Origin of the sequence: Arthrobacter sunyaminii, from assembly GCF_018866305.1 — a bacterium.
Classification (GTDB): Bacteria; Actinomycetota; Actinomycetes; order Actinomycetales; family Micrococcaceae; genus Arthrobacter_B; species Arthrobacter_B sunyaminii.
Map to the genome: position 1 here is coordinate 532005 of NZ_CP076456.1, position 22098 is coordinate 554102.

Consider the following 22098-nt stretch of genomic DNA (forward strand, 5'->3'; position numbering starts at 1 on the left):
CATCAGGGTGGTGCCGAGCCGGCTAACCCAGCTCCTCAAGTTTGGTTTGTGCCTTTTCCACCGCTCGGCGTGCCGCCCGGGCTGTCCGGCGGGCGCCGTCTCGCGCCCGTTCCAGCGTGCCGGAGCGCCGATCGGTTGCTGCTACTTCGTGTTCCAGCTCGCGGATCCGGTCCCGCAGGTCGTCAATTTCATCAGTCAATTCGTCACGGCGGGCGGCGACGGCGTCGATCTCTTCTTGTGCAGCCCGCAGCGTTTCCTCGGCCTGCTCAGCATCGCGCTGGGCGTCCGCCAAGGACGTTTTGGCCGCCCGGAGCGCCCGTGCAGCCGCAGCACTAACAGCAGATTTCTTTTTGGCGGACTGGTTCCCGCTGGCACCGGCTCCAGTGTCGGGCTTGGACGCAGACCTGCGCTGCTGGCCGCCGCTGGCAGAGAGGGGCCGGACTGATGACGGATCCGCTACGGATCCGTCCACGTTCACAGGATCCCAACCGTTGGCTTCCAGCGCGCGCACCAGCTGGCCGCTGGCCGCAGCCGCGGCAGCATCGGCGTCGGTCATGGCCGCCCACAACGTTTGTTCCACCTCGGCACCCACAGCTGCGCTGACCGGGCGGCCAAGCTCCTCAGCAAGGCTGCGGGCCTCTCGGGCGGCAGAACGCAGCAGGCGCTGACGCTCCCCGCTGAGCCGCCGCAGCTGCTGCTGGTCCATGTCATCCTGGGCTTCGCGCAGCACAGCACCCAGCTCCAAGACTTCCGAGATGAGCTCAGAGCGGTGCAGGGCCAACATGTTGACCAGCCAAGCCCCGGCAGACGGCTTGGGCAATGACCGCAGCGCCTTGCCCAGCTCCTTGTTCCCCGCTTTTGCGGCTTCTGCAGCCAAATTGTTTCTGGCTGAGGTGAACGTATCGGGCATCAGTGCGTAAAGTTCCGCTACGGCCTGAGCCACGTCCGGCATGCCACTCCACCTACATCAATCAGTCAGTTCGTCACATCATTTGGTCCAACCGGCCCCACAACACAATTCCGGCCATTACCAGCAGGATAGCCGGAAGCACTGCGGTCTGCCGCTGGCCCTGCCTCAGGTGCATCAGCACCGCCAAGGTCATCAGCGCGGCCAAACAGCCTGCAGCTACGGCTGTCACAAGAGGAGACCACCCCAGTATCCCGGGAGCCAGGACACAGACGCCGGCAACAAGTTCCGCTGCCCCCAGGGCGCGGATGGTCCCCGGGGCATACCCGTCAGTCCAAGGCAGCTTCCTCAGACGGGACGCAGGGCGGGTCAGGCGCAGCCCTCCAATTCCCACGAACATGAGGGCCAGGACTATCTGCAGGATCCAGAGAAAAAGGGTCATGGGTGCGGCGGTATTCCTCGGGCAGCAGAACTGGGTTGGTTGACGCTCAAGTCAAGCACGGTTTTCACGGCATAACGAGGGTGGAACCCCAGGCGTCAAAGGAACCGCTCACTCAAAGGAACCGCTTGCTCAAAGCAACCGCTCAGCGGCGGAGCTCGGAGGGGACCGAGGTGCTGGAGCGGACAACGAAGTCGGTGGGGTAGAACCGCTGGATCCAGTCGGCTTCCAGCGGTTTCTTTGCCAACAGGGACAGCACCGCTGCGACGGCGGCGGCCCCCTGGCCCTTCGGATCCTGGCTGATGGTGGTCAAACCGAAAACCTCCCCCAGCTCGTGGCCGTCAATGCCGATGACGGATAAGTCCTCAGGAACACGCAGCCCAAGTCCCTTGGCGGCGAGGATAGCCCCGATGGCAAGTTCATCCGAGGCACAGAAGATGCCTGTGGGAGGGTTGTGGGGTGCCGCCAGGAGACTCTTTGCGGCCTCCACGCCGCTGGCCACTGAAAAGTCAGGACTATTGATGTGCAGGCATTCCAGCCCGGCCCGTGCCATTGCCCGCTCGTAGCCGTCCCGGCGGGTGCTCCCCAGCCGGAAGTCGCGTTCGAGTTCCTCACCGCCGCCGATGTGGGCAATCCGTGTGTGGCCCAGCGAAACCAGATGATCCGTGGCCAGCATGGAAATGCTGGCTTCATCCACCCGGATGGTGTGGGTCCCGGGCAGCGGGCCGCCAATGGCGACAATCGGCTTGCCAACAGCATGCAGCTGGGCGAGTTCCTCGTCGGTGAGTTTCAGGGCCACCGCTATGACGGCGTCGAGCCTCTTGCGGCGCAGCATCTCCGTCAACACGCTCTCGCGGTGACCCGGACCGTCGCTGGTGTTGTACAGCGTGAGATCGTAGCCGGCATCAATGAGCGCAGCAGCAGCACCTTCGAGAACCTGGGAGAAATACCAGCGACCCACGGTGGGCATGACAATTCCGATGTTGCGGCTTCGTCCCGAGGCCAGCGACGACGCGTTGTAGGACAGGACGTATCCCAGCTCATCGGCGGCTGCTTGGACCCTGCGGCGGGTGGATTCGGACACTTTGCCGTTGCCGCTGAGGGTGCGAGAGACCGTTGCCGATGAAACTCCGGCACGTGCGGCCACATCTTTGATGCCTGCCACGGTTCTCCTCGGATCGGCTTCTGCGGGGCTGGCGGCTTGGCCGGCCAGGTCAGACGGGCCGGCCGGAAGCCGGCAGTGAAACATTTTTGCGGCACCGGGCCAGGCCCGGTGCCGCAGGAATTAGCTTAGCCGGAGCCAGACGGCGTGGTTGGGCGCCAGGATTCCTCCGGCGGCAGCCCCCGCTTCGCTGGCGACCAGCACCTCGCCCGCAGGAAGGTCAACAGGCTCGCTGCCCATGTTGAGCACCACCAGGACATTGCCGTTGAGGAAGGCAACAACTGATTCGCCGTCGACGTCGGGCCACCACGCCAGCGAACCGGCGCCCAGGGCATACTCCCGGCGGACCGCCAGCGCACTGCGGTACAGGTTTAGCGTTGATGCCGGATCCTCACGCTGGGCGTCCCGGGCCAGCAAGGCCCAGTCGGCAGGCTGGGGGAGCCAGGCCGCGCCGGTGCTGCTGAAGCCGAAGCTGTCCGACGCCGCGTGCCACGGCAGCGGAACACGGCAGCCGTCGCGGCCCAGCCGAGCCCCGCCCGTGCGGTGATAGCTGGGGTCCTGGCGGAAGTCATGCGGCATGGTGGTGTGGTCCGGAAGGCCCAGTTCTTCACCCTGGTACAAATAAACGCCGCCGGGCAGGGCTAGCATCAGCAGCGATGCTGCGCGGGCACGGGACAGCCCGAGTTCGTAGTTGGGCTGCGGATCCTCCGGGCCCAGGCCGTCACCGGGACGCTCCTGGTGGCCTTCGATGCCGAACCGTGTGGCATGGCGGACGACATCGTGGTTGGACAGCACCCACGTGGTGGGCGCACCCACCTTGTCGAAGGCCTCCAGGGAGGAGCCGACGACGTGGCGCACGGCACCGGCGTTCCACTCGTGGTTGAGGTAAGCGAAGTTGAAGGTCTGATGCATCTCGTCGGAGCGTACCCAGTCGGAAAGACGGTCCAGCGGATCGATGGTGGCCTCGGCACACAGGACGCGTTCGCCGTCGTACTCGTCCAGCAGCTTGCGCCACGAACGGAAGATGTCGTGGACCTCCGGCTGGCCGAACATCGGAGCCTCGTGTCCCGGGAAACCTTCGGAGGAGCAGCCGTCAGCACGGCCGCCCCAGTCCGGGAGATCGGACTTCTTGATGAGGGCATGGGCAACGTCCACGCGGAAACCGCCGACGCCGCGGTCCAGCCAGAAGCGCAGCACGCGCTCAAACTCCGCGCGAACGGCAGGGTTGTCCCAGTTGAAGTCGGGCTGGCTGGAGTCAAAGAGGTGCAGGTACCACTGGCCGGGGGTACCGTCCGTGTTGTTGGTGCGGGTCCAGGCCGATCCGCCGAAATGGGACTGCCAGTTGTTGGGCGGAGCGTCACCGTTTTCACCGGCTCCGTCGCGGAAAATGAACATGTCACGCTCGGGGGAATTCGGCGGAGCCGCCAGCGCCGCTTGGAACAGGGCGTGTTCGTTGGAACAGTGGTTGGGCACCAGGTCCACGATGATCCGGATGCCGTGGCCGGAAGCCGCGTCAACAAGGGCATCGAAATCGTCCAGCGTTCCGAACAGGGGATCGACGGAGCAGTAGTCGGCGACGTCGTACCCGGCGTCATTCTGCGGAGACCGGTAGAACGGTGAAAGCCACAGCGCATCAATGTCCAGCTCGGCGAGCGACGCCATCTCGGCGGTGATGCCGGGCAGGTCGCCGATGCCGTCACCGCTCAGATCGCGGAAGGAGCGCGGATAGACCTGATAGATGACCGACGAGCGCCACCACTGGCGGTCATGCTCACTGGAGGCAGCGTGAAGGGGGACGAGGGCGGGGTTGGCATCGGGGCCAGGGCTGGAGATAACGTCGCTGAGCATGGGTGCCATCCTAGGGGCACGGACGGCGATAAATGAAAACGCTTACACAGTACGTTCCGACGCTAAGAGTGCTGATAATTCGAAGTAATTCTCCCGAACAGCGATGCGGAAACGGTTCCCCACCCGGTCATGCACTGTGATCCAAATCTGTGATTGGACGCACACGGTGTACGCGCTTACACTTTCTCCATACTTAGGTCCCGACGGAGACTCTCCGTTTGCTCCTGTTCCCTGCGCTGCACAGCTCAGGGAGGACTCGGGCGCTGCCTGAGACAGCCTGACACCATTGAAAATCTAGGAGAGGTACACCAATGAAGGTGCACACCACGGGTACGACGGCGTTTGGCCGCCGTTCCTTCGCTCTCGGGGCCGTTTCGGTCACCGCTGCCCTTGTCCTCAGCGCCTGCGGCGGCGGCGACGCTGCCGAAAGCTCGGACTCCACGGACCTGGCCAGCGCCGGCGCCACCACCCTCACCATGTGGGTTGACGCTGAGCGTTCTCCGGCCCTGACTGACGTCACTGCTCAGTTCAAGGAAGACACTGGCATCGAAATCAAGCTGGTGACCAAGGACTTCGAGCAGGTCTCTGATGACTTCATCACCCAGGTTCCCACCGGCAAGGGCCCGGACCTGATCGTCGGCCCGCACGACTGGCTGGGCAAGTTCGTCCAGAACGGCGTGATTGCGCCGATCGAGCTTGGCGACAAGGCGGCAGACTTCCAGGAATCCTCCGTCGCGGCCATGACGTATGAGGGCAGCACCTACGGCGTTCCCTACTCCATCGAAAACATTGGCCTGCTGCGCAACGCCGACCTGGTTCCCGAACCGGCAACCACCATGGACGAAGTCATCGCCAACGGCAAGGCTGCCGTCGAAAAGGGTGCCGAGTTCCCGTTCCTGGTGGGCATGGATCCCAAGCAGGGCGATCCGTACCACCTGTACCCGTTCCAGACTTCCATGGGCGTACCCGTCTTCGGAACTGACGAGACCGGCGGCTACGACGCCTCCAAGCTGGAGCTGGGCAACGAAAACGGCGCGGCCTTCGCCGCCAAGGTGAAGGAATGGGGTGAGGGCGGAGCAGGCATCCTGAACTCCAACATCACCGCAGACATCGCCAAGGAAAAGTTCAACGCCGGGGCCTCCCCGTACTTCCTGACCGGCCCGTGGAACGTGCCGCTGGCCCAGGAAGCCGGAATCAACGTCGTCGTCGACCCGCTTCCCACCACCGGTGACCAGCCCGCCCAGCCCTTCATTGGCGTCAACGGCTTCTTCATCAGCTCCAAGAGCCAGAACTCCCTGGCCGCCACTGAGTTTGCCTTGAACTATCTGACCACCGAGGCCGTGCAGGACGCCATGTTCGAAGGCGGCGGACGTCCGCCGGCCCTGACCGCATCGTTTGAGAAGGCTGCAGAAGATCCGATCGTCGAAGCCTTCGGCAAGATCGGCGCCGACGGCGTCCCCATGCCGGCCATTCCGGAAATGGGCGCCGTCTGGGCTGACTGGGGCGGCACTGAACTCGCCCTGATCAAGGGCCAGGGCGATCCCGCAGAATCCTGGGCAAAGATGGTCAGCAACGTCGAAGCCAAGATCGCCAAGTAGTCCGGCATCAGCCGCACCTGAGATAGACACGTCCGCCGGCGCCTTCGCCGGCGGACAAGGTATCCGGGCCGGGACGCCGCCAGTTTTCTGAGCGGCGTCCCGGCCCGAACCGGTTCAAGGAGAACCCCGATGGTTGACCAGCTGGACACCCCTGTCCGCTCCCGCACTCCCGCAGCGCAGAAGAAACCCCGCCGCAGCCCGGATTCAACAGCAGGCCTGCTCGCGAAAATCCTGCTCCTGGGCCTGACGGATGCGTTTGCCGTATACGTCCTTATGGCCCTGTTCATGAATGAGAAATGGCTGATTCTCGCCGTTGCCGCCGCCGTAACGGTGCTCATCAACTGGATCTACCTGCGCCGCGGCGGCCTGCCAGCCAAGTACCTGGCCCCCGGTGTTCTTTTCCTGCTCGTTTTTCAGGTCTTTGTGGTGGTGTACAGCGGTTACGTGGCGTTCACCAACTACGGCGACGGGCACAACAGCACCAAGGATGATGCCATTTCCTCCATTTCCATGAGCGCGCAGAAGCGCGTTCCGGATTCGCCGGCCTATCAGGTGTCAGTGGTGGAAAAGGATGACGTCCTGTCCCTGCTGGTCACCGATCCCGACGGCGGCGTGCGCATCGGCACCACCGGCGAACCCCTGGAAGACGTCGAGGACGCGCAAATGGGCGGCACCGGCAAAGCCGTGGGCGCGGACGGCTACCGGACCCTGAACTTCAACGAACTGCTGTCCGTCCAGCAGGACATCACCGCCATCAAGGTTCCGCTTTCGGAAGACCTCGACGACGGCATCCTGCAGACCGCCGACGGTTCCAACGCCTACGTCTTCAAGCCGGTCCTGGTTTACGACGAGGCGGCTGACACCTTCACTGACACCGAGACCGGCGTGGTCTACGCCGACGGCGGTGAAGGCTCCTATGTCTCGGACAACGGCGAACGCCTGGCCACCGGCTGGAAGGTGGGCGTGGGCTTCGACAATTTCAAGACGGCCTTCACCGATCCTGATCTGCGCGGCCCCCTTGTCAGCGTCATCCTCTGGACCTTCACCTTCGCCCTGGGATCGGTGCTGCTCTGCTTCGGACTGGGCCTGTTCCTGGCGCTGACGTTCAACCACCCGAACCTGCGCGGCAAGAAGATTTACCGCACCATCATGATCCTGCCCTACGCGTTCCCGGCGTTCCTTGCCGGACTGGTGTGGTCCGGAATGCTCAACCAGGAATTCGGCTTCATCAACGAAGCACTCTTCGGCGGAGCGGACATCCCCTGGCTGACCGATCCCTGGCTGGCCAAATTCAGCGTGTTGCTCGTGAACACCTGGCTCGGCTTCCCCTATATGTTCCTGGTCTGCACCGGGGCCCTGCAGTCACTGCCGGAGGACGTCAATGAAGCAGCACGCATGGACGGTGCTTCGGCCTGGCGGATCTTCCGTTCCATCAAGCTGCCGCTGCTGCTGGTTTCCACCGCTCCGCTGCTGATCTCCACCTTTGCCTTCAACTTCAACAACTTCAACGTGATCTTCATGCTCACCGGCGGCGGGCCGCGGTTCTCCGACACCAACATGGACATCGGCGCCACGGACCTGCTGATCACCCTGGTCTACAAGGTGGCGTTCGGGCAGGGCTCAGGGCGTGACTACGGCCTGGCCAGCGCCTTGGCGGTCATCATCTTCATCATCGTTGCAGTCATCTCAGCGGTCAGCTTCCGGCAGACCAAGGCGCTGGAGGAAGTGAACTCATGAGCAATTCGACTCTGACCCCGGCAGGCAAGGGCGCCGCGGAACGCACCGCAGGCACCGGCCCGGTTGGGCAGCCGCGCAAAAGCTTTGGACACTGGTTCCGGGACAAGGGCTGGCGCCACCTGGTGGGCGTGGTCATGGGCGTGTTTGCGCTCTTCCCGCTGGCCTACGTGCTCTCAGCCGCGCTGAGCCCCACGGGAACGCTGGTCTCGGCCAACGGCCTGTTCACCACCATCGCGTTCGACAACTTCATCGACCTGTTCTCGGATCCGCAGAAGCCCTTCGCCAAGTGGTTCATGAATACGCTCATCGTCGGGCTGATTACCAGCGCGGGGACCGTCTTCCTCGGCGCCCTGGCCGCTTACTCGTTCTCCCGGATGCGGTTCACCGGCCGCCGGTTCGGGCTGATGAGCCTGATGCTCCTGCAAATGTTCCCGCAGATGCTCGGCGTCGTGGCGATCTTCCTGCTGCTCAGCGGGATCTCCGACGTCGTGCCCTGGCTGGGCCTGGGCAGCCAGACCGGCCTGATCATGGTCTACCTTGGCGGAGCGCTGGGCGTGAACACCTATCTGATGTACGGGTTCTTCAATACTGTGCCGAAGTCCCTGGACGAGGCGGCGCGCATCGACGGCGCCAGCCACGTCCAGATCTTCTTCACGATCATCCTGCGGCTGGTCACTCCCATTCTGGCCATCGTGGGACTGCTGTCCTTCATCACGGCCACCGGCGAATTCCTGATCGCCTCCATTGTCCTGAACGATCCGGACGCCCAAACCCTGGCCGTGGGCCTCTACTCCTTCGTTGGGGACAGCCAGTCCCGCACCTGGGGCGTGTTCGCCGCCGGCGCGGTTCTTGCAGCGCTGCCCGTCATGGCACTGTTCCTGTTCCTGCAGCGGTTCATTTCCTCCGGGCTCACCGCCGGAGCCGTGAAGGGCTAGAACCCCACCACGGGGCGGGGAGTGTAGCCCTGCTCCAGCTCGTCCAGGTCCTCCGGCGAAAGCCGGAGGTCCAGGGCGGCCACCGCATCATCCACGTGCCCGACGTCGGAAGCACCAACCAGCGGCGCGCTCACCACCGGGTGGGCCAAGACCCACGCCAGGGCCACCCGTGCGCGTGGAACGCCGTGGCGCAGCGCCACCCGGAGGACAGCGTCAGCGACGGCCCGGTTGGCATCTTCGGAGCCCGCATAGAGCGAGTGGCCCCGTTCATCCTGCTGCTGCCGCCGGGTGACGTCATCCCACGGTCGTGCCAGCCTGCCCCGGGCCAACGGCGAGTAGGCCAGCACTCCGGTCCCTGTCGCAACGCACAGGGGCAGCATTTCCCGCTCCTCCTCGCGATAGACCAAGTTGTAGTGGGCCTGCATGGTGACGAACGGGGACCATCCGTGCGCCTGCTGCAGGGTCAGCGCCCGGGCAAACTGCCAGGCGTGCATGGTGGAGGCCCCCAGATAACGGACTTTTCCTACCCGCACCAGGCCGTCCAGAGTTTCCAGTGTTTCCTCGAGTGGAGTGGAAGCGTCCCAGCGGTGCACCTGGTAAAGATCGATGTAGTCGGTGCCCAGGCGTTTCAGGCTTTCATCCACCTGCCAGAGGATGTGCTTGCGGGAGAGCCCCCAACCGTTGGGACCGGGCGACATTTCTCCGTGCACCTTGGTGGCGATCACCACTTCTTCCCGCCGCACGTACTTCAGGACGGTGGCGCCGAGGGTGCGCTCGCTGTCCCCCGAGGAGTAGACATTGGCGGTGTCAAAGAAATTGATCCCCAGCTCCACCGCCCGGCGCAGGATGGCCCGGGACTCCGGTTCGTGAAGCGTCCAGCCGTGCATTCCGTGCTGCGGGTTGCCGAAGGTCATGCACCCCAGCCCAACCGCGGAGACCGTGGCTCCCGAGTTGCCCAGTTTCTTGTATCTCATGCCCGGCCCTCATGTTTGAAGATGCTCTGCAGGTTTGAAGCTGTTGCGCAGCCGTCCTGCCGCTGGTAACGGCGATGCTACCGGTGGCCCGCGGCCAAATAACAGGGGACTTGCCCTCCGGACCGCTGCACGGGCTCAACCCCCTGCCTAGGACCGCTTTCCCGGTCCTATACTGAGCCATGCCTACCGCTCAGGAGCCGGAAATCCAGGAGCACGAACCCCGATCCGGCACCACGAATAAGCCCACAACCACTTCCGAAGCGTCAGTATCCGCGCCTGCACAGGGAAAGCCTGCACAGGCGAAGTCCGGGCGCACGAAGCCGGGACAGCCGCGGTCCAGAACTACAAAGCCCGCCGCAGTAAAATCCGTTCCGAAGGAAGCTGCGCGGGCATCCAAGGCCGCGCAGTCTGCCGCGCAGATGGCCGTGCGAGTGGCTGCGAAACAGCCCGCATCGCCGAAGCCCGGCGGCCCTGTCGGGCTGCTTTTGCAGGCCTACCTGCACGGGCAGTTCCTCGCCATGCTGGCCGAGGATCCGAGGATGCGGGCCAACGAGGCGGATGCCGTCCACAAGATGCGGGTCACCACCAGACGGATGCGATCGGCCTTGGGCAGCTACCGCAGCTTTGTGGCCCCGGAGCCGGCGCGTGAAGTGCGGGACGAATTGAAATGGCTGGCGGGAATCCTGGGGGAAGCACGGGATGCGCAGGTGATGCGGTCACGGCTGGACGCTTTGGTGGCGGACCAGCCCGCTGAACTGGTGATGGGGCCGGTGCAGCAGCGCATCGATCAAGAACTGCACGGCGAGTACAAGTCAGCGCACACCGTCGCCATGAAGGCGCTCAACGGCGTCCGGTACCTCCGGCTGCTGGAACAACTGGAAACCCTGGTGACCGCCCCCGGATTCACCCCGAAAGCGGACAGGCCTGCTGCTTCGAGTGCCGGACGCATGCTGAAGCGGGACCGCAAGCGCCTTCATCAGGCGGTTCGGGAAGCCCGCAGGGCAGGCAGTGAGGAACAGCAGTCCGAGTTCCTGCACGAGGCGCGCAAGGACGCCAAACGCCTGCGCTATGCCGCTGAGGTTGCTCAGCCGGTGAGAACCAAGGGGTCCTCCGAACTGATCGCCGGTGCCGAACATCTGCAGAAGATTCTCGGGGAGCACCAGGACAGTGTGGTCAGCCGGGAGTATCTGAGCCGGTGGGGTGCGGGGAGTTCAGGCGCGGGACAGAACGGGTTCACGTACGGCTTGCTGCATGCGCTGGAGGAGAAACGCGGGGAGCGGGCACGGAAACGGTTCCGCAAGGCATGGGCGGGGTTTCCCCGCGTGGTCTGACCCGCTGCCGGCACCCGCACCCTATACCGTCCGGACGGAGGCGCTCTGATGGCTTCGGAATCACCGTGGGCGCCCCTGCGGCGCCGGGCGTTCCTCATCCTCTGGCTGGCGAATATCGGCTCCAGCGTCGGCACGTGGATACAGACGGTGGGAGCTCAGTGGTATCTGGTGGAAAACAGCTCCAATCCTGCGCTGGTGTCCCTGGTGCAGACCGCCAATCTGGCGCCGTCCCTGCTGCTTGGCCTGATCGCCGGTTTCCTTGCCGATGCCTTCAACCGCCGCCGCCTGATCCTCGGGGCAAATCTCTTTGCCGCCGGTGCCGCCAGTCTGCTGACCCTGGTGGCAGCCTTGGGACTGCTGGATGCTGATTCCCTCCTGCTGTACACCTTCCTCATCGGCTGCGGGGTGGCCCTGAGTCAGCCGGCATGGCAGGCCATCAATCCCGACCTGGTGCCACGGGAGGAAATCCGGGCGGCCTCAGCACTGAGCAGCATGGCAGTCAACGGGGCACGGGCGGTGGGTCCGGCGCTGGGCGGCGTGCTCATCTCCCTGTTCGGTCCGGCCTTTGTCTTCGGCCTCAATGCGGTCTCATTCCTGGGTACCGCAGTGGCTGTATATGTGTGGCGGGCGCCCCCGGAACCCGATGATCCCGAACGGATGGGGGAAGCGCTCGCCGCCGGCATGCGCTACATTCGGGCAGCGCCGCGCATCCGCCGCATCCTGCTCCGGACCGCTCTCTTCATGGCACCCGCGAGTGCACTGTACGCGCTGCTGCCGGTGGCCGCGAACGGGCACCTCCGGCTCGGGTCAACCGGTTACGGAGTGCTGCTGGGAGCGATCGGCATCGGCGCCGTCATGGGCGTGATTATGCTTCCCAGAGTGAAGGACCGGGTCCACGACAACCTGATGCTGGGCCTGTCCGCCGTTGTGTTTGGCGCGGCAATCATCGGCGCCGGTTTCCTGCCGGCAGTCCTGCTGGCCATCCTGCTGGTCCTTGCGGGAATTTCCTGGATCGCCACCTTCTCGATCCTCAACAGCGCCATGCAGCTCACGCTGCCCGAATGGGTGCGGGCACGCGGGCTGTCGGTCTACCTGATGGTGACCACCGGGTCCCAGGCCATCGGCGCCGCCGTTTGGGGCTCTTTCGCCACCGCGTTCGGCTACACCCCGGTGCTGGTGGCGGCCGGAACCCTGTTGGTGGCGGCAGGACTGAGCGTGGCCGTACTGCCGCTGCTGCCGCGCACCGGCCGGCTGGACCGGAGCGTCGCTGAGGCGGACCTGGGCATCGAAGCTGCTCAGGAACCCGCGCCCAACGACGGTCCGGTCACCATCCTCACGGCCTACGAGCTGGCCCCCGAAAAGGCTGCCGAGTTTGTGCAGCTGATGCATGAGGTGCGCCTGGCCAGGATGCGCACCGGTGCCCGGGACTGGGAGCTGGTGCATTCGGTGACGGATTCCCGGCAGTTCCGCGAGATTTACGACGTCGCCACGTGGCGGGAGTATCTGCGGCAGGAACAGGAACGCATCACGGGGGAGGACCGGAAGATCATGGACCAGGCGGCGCAGCTAGCCGAGGCAATACCCCGAACCCGCTGGTTCCTCCCGGCATCGGCTTAGCTTTCCGGTCAGTGTCAGCTTTTCGGTCAGCGTCAGTCCCGCGAATCCGTGGCCGCGAGCTGCTCGCGGACCAGCGGCGCAACTTCCGTGCCGTAAAGCCGGATGCAGTTCATCAGGTTTTCGTGCGGGAGGGTGCCCAGGCTGTACTTCATGTCGAAGCGGCTCAGGTCCAGTTCCTTGGCCACCCGGACAATCTTGGCGGCGACCGTTTCGGGGGAACCGATGAACAGTGCGCCGTCGGGGCCGGCGGAGGCCAGGTAGTCGCTGTGGGTGGTGGGGCTCCAGCCGCGCTCGCGGCCGATCCTGTTCTGCATGCGCTCGAAATGCGGCCAGGCTTCCTCCAGTGCCTGCTCGTCGCTGGCGGCAACGTAACCGGGGGAGTGGGCTCCCACCGGAAGCATCGGACGGCCGAACTGGGAAAGGGCCCGCTTGTACAGATCCACGAACGGGGCAAAGCGCGCCGGTTCACCGCCGATGATGGCGAGCATCAGGGGCAGTCCGTAATGGGCGGCCCGCACCACGGACTGTGGCGTGCCGCCGACGGCGATCCACGCCGGGAGTTCGCCTGACGCCGTAGGGGGATACACCCGCTGGTTCTGCAGGGGTGCCCGGGTGCTGCCATTCCAGGTCACTGGATTCTCGCTGCGCAGCCGGGTGAAGAGTTCCAGCTTTTCTTCGAAGAGCTCCTCGTACTGTGCCAGATCCAGCCCAAAGAGCGGAAAGGACTCCGTGAAGGAACCGCGGCCCAGGATCACTTCGGCTCGGCCGTTGGAGACTGCATCCAGAGTGGAAAAGCGCTGAAAGACACGGATCGGATCGTCGGAGCTCAGGACGGTGACCGCCGAACCCAGCCGGATCCGGCTGGTTTGTCCGGCAATGGCTGCCAGGACCACGTCCGGTGCTGAAACGGCAAAGTCCTCGCGGTGGTGTTCACCGACTCCGATGAAGTCAATGCCCACCGAATCCGCCAGGACGGCTTCGGCCACTACGTTGCGCAGCACCTGGTGCTGCGGAAGCCGCTCCCCGTCCGGGTCCGAGGTGACGTCACCAAAGGTATCCAGTCCCAGTTCCAGCTGCCGTCCCATATGAAGCCCGCCATTCCCTCAAAAGTTCATGTATTTGCATCTAGTCTAGCGGCACGGGCCATCCGGCCAAGCCATCTTGTTCCGGAAGGACCGGTGCTTCTTGGGAAAGTGATCTCACAGTGTCGAAGCCCCCGGATTTCATCCAGCCATGACACCAGCAGATAGACTGAGGGACGGTTCCCCGGGCGTTTTTCCGGAACCACTCCGGATCACCCGCAATGGTGCAAGCGATCAAGCGATCAAGCGATTAGTTGAGGTATTTTGCGAGACTTTAGTGCACGCCTGGCCACCGCCGACGAGATGGAAAAGTGGGACAGCCACGTGCAGTCCAACCCGTGCGGCGGGAACGTGCTGCAGTCCGCTTCCTACGCCGAGGTTAAGTCCCGCCATGGCTGGAATCCCATCCATCTGGTGTTCACGGGCCGCGGTTACACGACGTACAACCTGGCCATAGAGAAGAAGGTCCCCGGACTGGGCAGCCTCTGGTACCTCATCAAGGGCCCAGACGTCGCGGAGCCGGCCCACGTCCCCGAGGTCCTCGATGCGCTGCGCCGGTTTATCAAAGAAACCAAGAGGAACGTGTTCGCCGTCAAGGTGGAACCTGACATTGTGGACAGCCCCGAGGTGCGTGCCCAGTTCGAGGGTGCCGGCCTGGTGAAGACCTTCAACCTGCAGCCCAATGACTCCACGGCCCTTCTGGACACCACACCGGACACCGAGCAGCTGCTGAAAAACCTCTCCTCCCGCGGACGCAACGCGGTCCGCCGGGCCATTCGCGAGGGGGCCGACGTTCGGCGGGTCGAGCCGACCGAAGAGAATATGCGCATCATGTACCGGCTCATGAGCCACATCGAGGACCGTTCTTCGGCCCGGATGCGCTCCTATGAGTACTACCACCGCTTCTGGTCCAACTTCGTGGCGGCGGGCCAGGGCCGGTTCTACTTCGCGTTTGAAGAGGGCGAACCCACCGTCGGTGCATTTGTCATCGCCTACGGCAAGAAGGGAACCTACAAGGACGGCGGGTCCAAGCCCCGGCGTAACCAGTACGGAGACTCCCATCTGGTGCAGTGGACCGCGATCAACGAGCTGAAGGAAGACTTCGGCATTGAGCAGTATGACTTCTGCGGCACGCCCCCCAGCGACCAGCTGAAGAACAAGGAACATCCCCACCACGGCCTGGGCCTCTTCAAGACCAGTTTTTCCAAGACCGTCACGGACTTCGTGGGGTGTTATGACCTGGTCCTGGATCCGCTGCGGTACAAGATTTGGAACACCATCGGCGAACGCGTGGCGCGGCAGATTTACTGGCGCCGGCATCAGCAGCCGTTCTACTAAACAGGAAGCGCGCCTGAACGGAATCAGGCCAACAGAGGCGAAAGGGTGAGTCCTTTGGAGAACACGTCCGATGCAGACCGCCAAGAGCCTGCGCAGAATCCCGACCCACAGGTGGGACTGATCCCGGTCATTCGTCAGGGCGGACCTGCCGGGTCCGAACGGAAGAATCAGCCGGAACGCAAGAACCAGCCGGAACGCAAGAATCAGCCGGAGCGGCAGCCGGTACCAGGCAAAGCACCGAAGGCGCCGAAGGCACCCAAAGCGGCACCGAAAGGTGCCGCGGGTCTGCCCACAGGTCCTGCCGGCGTCGGCTTGCGCAGTACAAAGCCCAAACCCCCGCCCCCCACAACGTCCGTCATGCAGACGTCGCCGAAAGGGTCTTCAGGCGGGCTGAGCTCCGGACAGACCACGCCGGCAGGCCAGCCGCCGCGGAAGCCTCGGGCGCGCAAAACCGTTCCCGGCAGCCACCACCATCCCGGCAGCGCCAGCGCCCAGCGGCAGGACCGCTCATCGGCTGCTGCCAAAAGGATGCTGCGCCGCCTGGTCCAGGGTGAGACTCCGCCCACCCAGGCCATGTCCATTGTGGAGCGGCTGGCAGGCTCGCCGTATGCGAACCCCCTGGTGCGCACCGCCGGGCCGGATGCCTCCGCAAGGAAAACGCTTGATCTGGCGCTGGGGCTTGCCGAAACCATGTTCCGTTACGGTGCCGGCGCCCTGGAAGTGGAGACCGCCATCATCGCGGTCACCGCTGCCTTTGGCCTGGACAGCATCGAAGTGGACATCACCAACCAGTCCGTTCTGCTGAACTACTCGCCCAAGGACCAGACCCCCATTACCGTCATGCGGGTCGTGCGTTCCTGGACCAACAACTATGCCGGCCTCGGCCTGGTCCACCAGCTGGTCACGGACATTATCGACGGCGGTGTCTCCCGCGCCGAGGCGTCCAACCGGCTGAATGAGATCATGCACCGGCCAAAGCCGTTTCCGCGCTGGGCCGTGACCTTCTCCACCGGCGCCTTCGCGGCGGCGATTGTGGGATTCATCGGCGGCGGCCCGCTGGCCTCCCTAGTGGCTTTCGTCAGTACCTTCCTGGTCAGCTTGTTGCAGCGGGTGCTGGGGCGCTGGCGTGTTCCGGACTTCTTCACCACGGCCGCGAGCGGTTTCCTGGTCACGGCCCTTGCCATGCTCTTCTGGTCCATGGACGTGCCCATTTCGCCGGGCATCGTGGTTGCCGGAGGCATCCTTCTGCTCCTGCCCACCGGCCGCCTCGTCTCAGCTGTACAGGATGCGATCAACGGGTTCCCGGTCACCGCGTCGGGACGTTTCCTGTCCGCGTTCCTGACGTTCGGCGCGCTGGTGGCGGGCATCGCCGTCGCACTGGTGGTCGGGGCGCTGCTGGGTGTGCCGCGTCTGGATGTGACGCAGGTGGTGGGCTCCCAGTATCCGTTTGCAGTGACCCTGGTGCTGCTGGCCGTGGCGCTCGGGACCATCTGCGTGGTGGAGCAGTCGCCCATGAACTTGGTGCTCCCCACGGTCCTGACCGGGCTGGCCGGCTTCCTAGTATTCCAGCTCTCGGAGCTGGTGGGTGTGGGCCCCCGGCTGACACCGGCCGTTGCCGCGATCTTCATTGGCATGCTGGCACGGATGATTGCCCTGCGCATGGGTGCCCCGCAGCTGATCGTGGCTGTGCCGGCCGTGCTCTTCCTGTTCCCGGGGCTGTCCATCTTCCGGGCGATGTACGGGCTGAGCATCGGCTCCGACGACATCACCGTTGGTGCGGTGGGCATCTTCAACGCCCTTACGATTATCCTTGCGATCGCCGGCGGCGTGGTGTTTGGAGACAATCTGGCCCGCCCGCTGACCCGGAACCTCTCCGGCAACGACCGCCGGAACCGGCGCCGCTAGGCGTTAGACAGGCTGGACGTTAGACCGCCTGGACGTTAGGCAGGAAGAAAGAGCCCCGGACCGAGGGCCCCGGAAAGCAGGATCTAGAGGATCTTGCCGACCGGGGTCCTTTTTTCTGCCTGGAACGCGTCCTCTGTCCGGCCGGCCGCCCAATAGCCGGACAGAGAAACCTGCCGGCGCTCCAAGCCGCGGAGGCCAAAAAAGACATCCCGGAGGGCCTTCATCGCTTCGCGCTCACCGTGGGCAAAGACCTGCACATCGTTGCTGGTCCAGGGCGCATCGGCCACAGCGGCTGCCAGCAGGCCGGTGTTTCCTGCCGGGAGGTCGCCGCGGTACAGCCAAGTCACTGAGATACCTTCCGGCGTCTTCAGCGGCTGGCGGTCTTCGGGCCCGCCCACTTCCAGAAAGACCTGCCCGACGGCGGACGCGGGCAGCGATTCCAGCACGGCAGCCGTGGCCGGGAGCGCGGATTCATCGGCGGCGAAAAGGTACCAGCCGGCGTCGGGGTCTGGATTGAAGGCCCCGCCGGGACCAGTGAAGGAGAGGGTCTCACCGGCTGTGGCCCGGGCGGCCCAAGGTCCGGCGAGCCCCTCGTCTCCGTGGACCACAAAATCGATGGCGATCTCTGCGGCGGCGGAGTCGACGCTGCGGATGGTGTAAGTGCGCGACACCGGCCACTGTTCACGGGGAAACTGTTCCCGGAGTGCTTCGAGCTCCGCTGTTCCGTCCAGCGGCTTACCGTCCGGACCGAACCAGATCTTGCAGTATGAGTCGGCAAAACCATTGGCCGCAAATCGGGAGAAATTGGGTCCGCCGGCAATCACCCGAACCATGTGGGGAGTCAGCTGCTCCGTCCGCAGAACCTCCAGGACCAACAGCGGACGGGCCCGGCGGGGAACATCCTGCGCTGGCTTTGCGGCGGGCGCGGAAGGGTCAGGCATTTGGTTCTCCTAGATCAAAGGACGTTTTCTTTACCGTATCGCGCCGGCCGCCAGTCAATTGGCGAGGCGCCCTGTTGCTGCAACAGTTCGTTAACCCGGCTGAAGGGACGTGAGCCGAAGAATCCGCGCGAGGCGGAGAGCGGACTGGGATGGGCGGATTCGATCCTCGGGACATCATCGAGCAGCGGAACGATTGAACGGGCGTCGTTGCCCCATAACACGGCCACCAGCGGGGCCCGGCTCCCGTCAGCCAGGCGGCGGGCAACCACGCCCCGGACCGCGAGCTCGGTAATCTGCTCCCAGCCTCGTTTGCGGTGGGACCCTGCACTGCCGGCACGAACCGTCAGCACCCGGTTCAGCAGCAGCACCCCCTGGTCCGACCAGCAGCTAAGGTCACCGTGGACGCTGGGCGGTATCCCGAGGTCCGCGTGAAGTTCCTTATAGATATTGTTCAGGCTCCGCGGCAGCGGACGCACTGCAGGGTCCACGGAAAAGGACAGTCCCACGGCATGGCCGGGAGTGGGATACGGGTCCTGGCCGATCAGCAGGACTTTGACGTCTGCAAGGGGACGGGAAAACGCCCGGAGGATGTTCTCCGGCGCAGGCAGGACGGTGTGTCCGGACGCGCGCTCTTCCTGGAGTCCGGCAGCTATCCGGTGCAGGTCCTGGGCAGCGGGACCCAGTGCACAGGCCCAGTCCGGAGCCATGACATCACTGAGCGCTGCGGGGGCGGCGAACGGGAACGGTTTGTCGCCGGGCAGCTCGTGCGGCAGAGGAAAGAGCGTCGGGTCGCTTGAACTCACCCATCCAGCGTAGGCCGGATGCAGGGGAACGGGCTATTCCGGTAGGGCGGAAGACGCAAATGACAGAGCTGTTATTCACCAACTAACATGGGTGGTGAAACCGTCAACTATCTGGGAGCATTCTGTGGCCGAAACAACCGAAGCCTTCTCGCTTGACGGCGCGGTTGACCCCGACAGCCCGCTGGGGGAACAGGAACAGCAGATGCTGGCCTTGGAACGGGCCTGGTGGAAGTACGCCGGCGCGAAGGAACAAGCCATCCGCGAGCTGTTCGGCATGTCCGCCACACGCTACTACCAGGTCCTCAATGCGCTGATCGACACCGAGGACGCCCTGGCTCACGACCCTATGCTGGTCAAGAGACTGCGTAGACTACGAACAACCCGTCAGCGCGCGCGCACCGCCCGTCGTTCAGGCTCTGACGTCTAAACCGGCGCCACCTGAGACCAAGGACTGATACCTCACCATGAGCAATTACCCCCGGGATGAGTTCGACAAGGTTCCCGAAACGTCGTCGCGCCAGGGCGTTCACCGGGAACGGCTGATCCCTTCGCGCTCAAGCGGACTCGGCCTAATCATCACCGTTGGCGTACTCGCCCTGGTGCTTGGGGTGGCGGCTTACTTTGTCCTTCCCCGCCTGGGCATCGGAACGGACGACGGCGACAGGGCGCCTGCCGCAGATTCCTCCGCTTCCGTGGAATCCCCGGAACCGCAGGCCTCTGAACCCGGGCAAAGTACGGAACCAACCCCGTCCGCCACCGCTGCACCGAGTGCTGAACCCGCACCCACACCTTCCCCCACACCTTCACCCACGCCTGCCGCAGCGGACCGGAGCCAGCCCGTAGTGGTCTTGAACGGAAGCGGAATCGGCGGTTTGGGAGCCAGTGTGTCAGCCCGGCTGGGAGCCGATGGCTGGACTACGGCGCAGGTTGCCAACTGGGGCGGACAGCCGCTGCAGGGATCGATCATTTTCTACGGCACCGAGGACCAGCTGCCCAATGCCCAGGAGCTGTCGCAGCTGCTGGGGATTCCCACCGTCGTTCAGTCGCCGGACTTCACGCTGGTCACCGTGGTGCCCGGCCCGGGCTTCCAGTAGCAGCCAAACTGCCTCCTGCTGCGTAAATACTCCATAACAATCCTGCACAGCACCGGGCGCTCCGGCCTGCACTGGCTACAGTGAGTGCCAGCCGTACCGCGCAGGATCCGGAGCCGGCAGAAACAGCTCCGCGTTCCGGACTGCTCTGTGTGCCGCGGCCAGTTCCGCCATGATCACCGTGGCTGGACTTTCGCTCGCAAAAAAGGTGGGAGAAACGCACATGGCGCAGGGGATCGTCAAATGGTTCAACGGGGAAAAAGGCTACGGATTCATTACTGTGGACGAAGCTCAGACGGATGTTTTTGTGCACTGGTCGGCAATCCAGGCATCCGGATACCGCACCCTTGAAGAGGGCCAGCGCGTGGAGTTCGACATCGGCGAAGGCCAGAAGGGGCCGCAGGCTGAGGACGTCCGCACCGTGTAGCTGCCGGTGCCGGGCCGCCAATCCTATGACTGCCCTGCGGACACGGACACGGAACCCGTGGATGCTGTTGCCTGTGACGCGCCAAGCACCGAGCCGTGATCGCTTGCACTCAGTGTGCGGGAGTGCTAATTATTGACTTAGCACTCTTGCCGTATGACTGCTAAAAGCGGTCGGCGTTGAGTGAAAGAGCAAGCCACTGAGGTGAGGGCCTGCGGGAGCGTAAAGAGATCGCTCCTGTTGGCCCGTCCGTCGCGGGCACCGCAGTCTGGAATGCAACATCTAAGCACCCAGCATGACTGTTCCGGAAGGACGAAAGCCGTTATGGCCAAGATCATTGCATTTGACGAAGAGGCACGCCGCGGCCTCGAGCGCGGACTGAACATCCTCGCCGACGCCGTGAAGGTTACCCTCGGCCCGCGTGGCCGCAACGTTGTCCTTGAGAAGAAGTGGGGCGCCCCCACCATCACGAACGACGGCGTATCCATCGCCAAGGAGATCGAGCTCGACGATCCCTACGAAAAGATCGGCGCAGAGCTGGTCAAGGAAGTTGCCAAGAAGACTGATGACGTTGCCGGTGACGGTACCACCACGGCAACGGTCCTCGCCCAGGCACTGGTCAAGGAAGGCCTGCGCAACGTTGCTGCGGGCGCCGACCCGCTGAGCCTGAAGCGCGGCATCGAGAAGGCTGTCGAAGCTGTCACGGCCGAACTCCTCGCCTCCGCCAAGGAAATCGAGACCAAAGAGCAGATTGCTGCCACGGCTTCCATCTCCGCCGGTGACCAGCAGATCGGCGATCTGATCGCTGAGGCGCTGGACAAGGTTGGCAAGGAAGGTGTTATCACCGTCGAGGAGTCCAACACCTTTGGCCTGGAGCTTGAGCTCACCGAAGGCATGCGCTTCGACAAGGGCTACATCTCCGGTTACTTCGTCACCGACGCCGAGCGCCAGGAAACGGTCCTCGAGGATCCGTACATCCTGATCGTGAACTCCAAGATCTCCAACGTGAAGGACCTCGTTGCCGTTCTCGAGAAGGTCATGCAGTCCGGCAAGCCGCTGCTGATCATCGCCGAAGACGTCGAAGGCGAAGCCCTGGCAACCCTGGTGGTCAACAAGATCCGCGGCACCTTCAAGTCTGTTGCCGTCAAGGCTCCGGGCTTCGGCGACCGCCGCAAGGCCCAGCTGGCTGACATTGCCATCCTCACCGGTGGCCAGGTCATCGCCGAGGAAGTTGGCCTGAAGCTGGAGAACGCCACGCTGGACCTGCTGGGCAAGGCCCGCAAGGTGGTAGTCACCAAGGACGAGACCACGATCGTGGAAGGCGCCGGTGACCCCGAGGAAATCGCGGGCCGCGTCAACCAGATCCGTGCGGAAATCGAGAACTCCGATTCCGATTACGACCGCGAGAAGCTGCAGGAACGCCTGGCCAAGCTGGCCGGCGGCGTTGCAGTCATCAAGGCCGGCGCTGCAACTGAAGTTGAGCTCAAGGAGCGCAAGCACCGCATTGAGGACGCTGTCCGCAACGCAAAGGCTGCCGTTGAAGAAGGCATCGTCGCCGGTGGCGGCGTGGCCCTCATCCAGGCCGGCCTGAAGGCTTTCGCAAACCTGAACCTCGAGGGCGACGAAGCAACGGGCGCCAACATCGTCCGCGTTGCCATCGACGCTCCGCTGAAGCAGATCGCCTTCAACGCCGGCATGGAGCCGGGCGTCGTTGTCGACAAGGTCCGCGGCCTGCCCGAGGGCTGGGGCCTGAACGCTGCCACGGGCGAGTACGAAGACCTGCTGGCTGCCGGCGTCAACGACCCGGTAAAGGTAACCCGCTCTGCCCTGCAGAACGCGGCTTCCATCGCCGGTCTGTTCCTCACCACCGAAGCCGTTGTTGCCGACAAGCCTGAGAAGGCTGCTCCGGCAATGGGCGGCGGCGACGACATGGGCGGCATGGGCGGCATGGGCGGCTTCTAGCCCC

19 protein-coding genes are annotated in these 22098 nt (G+C 64.3%); 11 read left to right on the top strand and 8 right to left on the bottom strand.

The annotated features are described in order from the left end of the window. Positions 1–22 precede the first annotated feature (22 nt). From KG104_RS02450 to KG104_RS02465, 4 genes are all read right to left on the bottom strand, one after another. Positions 23–952, bottom strand: a complete 930-nt coding sequence (locus KG104_RS02450; RefSeq protein ID WP_207348500.1) for a hypothetical protein — start codon at positions 950–952, stop codon at positions 23–25. A 31-nt stretch (positions 953–983) separates the two neighbouring features. Next, positions 984–1349 carry a DoxX family protein gene (locus tag KG104_RS02455; protein WP_104162112.1) on the bottom strand — a complete coding sequence of 122 codons (366 nt, stop codon included), beginning with the start codon at positions 1347–1349 and terminating at the stop codon, positions 984–986. Positions 1350–1491: 142 nt separating this feature from the next. Next, positions 1492–2511 carry a LacI family DNA-binding transcriptional regulator gene (locus KG104_RS02460; protein WP_104105043.1) on the bottom strand — a complete coding sequence of 340 codons (1020 nt, stop codon included), beginning with the start codon at positions 2509–2511 and terminating at the stop codon, positions 1492–1494. 120 nt (positions 2512–2631) lie between these two features. Further along, positions 2632–4356: a glycoside hydrolase family 13 protein gene (locus KG104_RS02465; RefSeq protein WP_207348501.1), complete on the bottom strand. Its 1725-nt coding sequence runs from the start codon at positions 4354–4356 to the stop codon at positions 2632–2634. Between the two features lie 311 nt (positions 4357–4667). Here KG104_RS02465 and KG104_RS02470 point away from each other — a divergent pair, with 311 nt between their 5' ends. From KG104_RS02470 to KG104_RS02480, 3 genes are all read left to right on the top strand, one after another. Further along, positions 4668–5954: a sugar ABC transporter substrate-binding protein gene (locus tag KG104_RS02470; protein ID WP_104162114.1), complete on the top strand. Its 1287-nt coding sequence runs from the start codon at positions 4668–4670 to the stop codon at positions 5952–5954. Positions 5955–6083: 129 nt separating this feature from the next. Further along, a complete protein-coding gene (locus KG104_RS02475; RefSeq protein ID WP_207348502.1) occupies positions 6084–7691 on the top strand; it encodes an ABC transporter permease subunit in 1608 nt (535 codons plus the stop codon). Continuing rightward, the gene (locus tag KG104_RS02480) at positions 7688–8626 is read left to right on the top strand and encodes a sugar ABC transporter permease (protein ID WP_207348503.1); all 939 of its coding nucleotides are present in this window, start codon (positions 7688–7690) and stop codon (positions 8624–8626) included. The genes KG104_RS02475 and KG104_RS02480 overlap by 4 nt, the downstream gene beginning before the upstream one ends. Here KG104_RS02480 and KG104_RS02485 read toward each other — a convergent pair. Continuing rightward, the gene (locus tag KG104_RS02485) at positions 8623–9600 is read right to left on the bottom strand and encodes an aldo/keto reductase (protein WP_207348504.1); all 978 of its coding nucleotides are present in this window, start codon (positions 9598–9600) and stop codon (positions 8623–8625) included. The two genes, KG104_RS02480 and KG104_RS02485, sit on opposite strands and share 4 nt — an antisense overlap. Positions 9601–10031: 431 nt before the next feature. Between KG104_RS02485 and KG104_RS02490 the strand changes: the two genes are divergently transcribed. Beyond that, entirely contained in the window at positions 10032–10931 is a 900-nt protein-coding gene (locus KG104_RS02490; protein ID WP_207348505.1) for a CHAD domain-containing protein, read from the top strand. 48 nt (positions 10932–10979) lie between these two features. Beyond that, complete coding sequence (locus KG104_RS02495; protein WP_104056064.1) at positions 10980–12548, top strand: MFS transporter; 1569 nt, start codon at positions 10980–10982, stop codon at positions 12546–12548. A gap of 32 nt (positions 12549–12580) precedes the next feature. Here KG104_RS02495 and KG104_RS02500 read toward each other — a convergent pair whose 3' ends face one another. Next, entirely contained in the window at positions 12581–13633 is a 1053-nt protein-coding gene (locus tag KG104_RS02500) for an LLM class flavin-dependent oxidoreductase (RefSeq protein ID WP_104056065.1), read from the bottom strand. Positions 13634–13894: 261 nt separating this feature from the next. Between KG104_RS02500 and KG104_RS02505 the strand changes: the two genes are divergently transcribed. Both KG104_RS02505 and KG104_RS02510 read left to right on the top strand, forming a co-directional pair. Further along, positions 13895–14968: a lipid II:glycine glycyltransferase FemX gene (locus tag KG104_RS02505; RefSeq protein ID WP_104056067.1), complete on the top strand. Its 1074-nt coding sequence runs from the start codon at positions 13895–13897 to the stop codon at positions 14966–14968. A 357-nt stretch (positions 14969–15325) separates the two neighbouring features. Continuing rightward, positions 15326–16873, top strand: coding sequence for a threonine/serine exporter family protein (locus tag KG104_RS02510; protein ID WP_207348506.1), 1548 nt, complete (start codon positions 15326–15328; stop codon positions 16871–16873). An 83-nt stretch (positions 16874–16956) separates the two neighbouring features. On the opposite strand, the gene KG104_RS02515 is transcribed toward KG104_RS02510, so the two are convergent. Beyond that, positions 16957–17814: a siderophore-interacting protein gene (locus KG104_RS02515; RefSeq protein WP_207348507.1), complete on the bottom strand. Its 858-nt coding sequence runs from the start codon at positions 17812–17814 to the stop codon at positions 16957–16959. Between the two features lie 14 nt (positions 17815–17828). Continuing rightward, positions 17829–18617, bottom strand: a complete 789-nt coding sequence (locus KG104_RS02520) for a uracil-DNA glycosylase (protein ID WP_372434206.1) — start codon at positions 18615–18617, stop codon at positions 17829–17831. Positions 18618–18741: 124 nt separating this feature from the next. Between KG104_RS02520 and KG104_RS02525 the strand changes: the two genes are divergently transcribed. The 4 genes from KG104_RS02525 (at position 18742) to groL (ending at position 22094) form a co-directional block, all read left to right on the top strand. After that, positions 18742–19044 (top strand): DUF3263 domain-containing protein, encoded by a 303-nt coding sequence (locus KG104_RS02525; protein WP_104056073.1) that lies wholly within the window; start codon positions 18742–18744, stop codon positions 19042–19044. 37 nt (positions 19045–19081) lie between these two features. After that, positions 19082–19711: a LytR C-terminal domain-containing protein gene (locus tag KG104_RS02530; RefSeq protein WP_207348508.1), complete on the top strand. Its 630-nt coding sequence runs from the start codon at positions 19082–19084 to the stop codon at positions 19709–19711. Between the two features lie 220 nt (positions 19712–19931). After that, positions 19932–20135, top strand: a complete 204-nt coding sequence (locus tag KG104_RS02535; RefSeq protein WP_104056226.1) for a cold-shock protein — start codon at positions 19932–19934, stop codon at positions 20133–20135. A gap of 321 nt (positions 20136–20456) precedes the next feature. Next, positions 20457–22094, top strand: coding sequence for a chaperonin GroEL (gene groL, locus KG104_RS02540; RefSeq protein ID WP_207348509.1), 1638 nt, complete (start codon positions 20457–20459; stop codon positions 22092–22094). Positions 22095–22098: the final 4 nt, after the last annotated feature.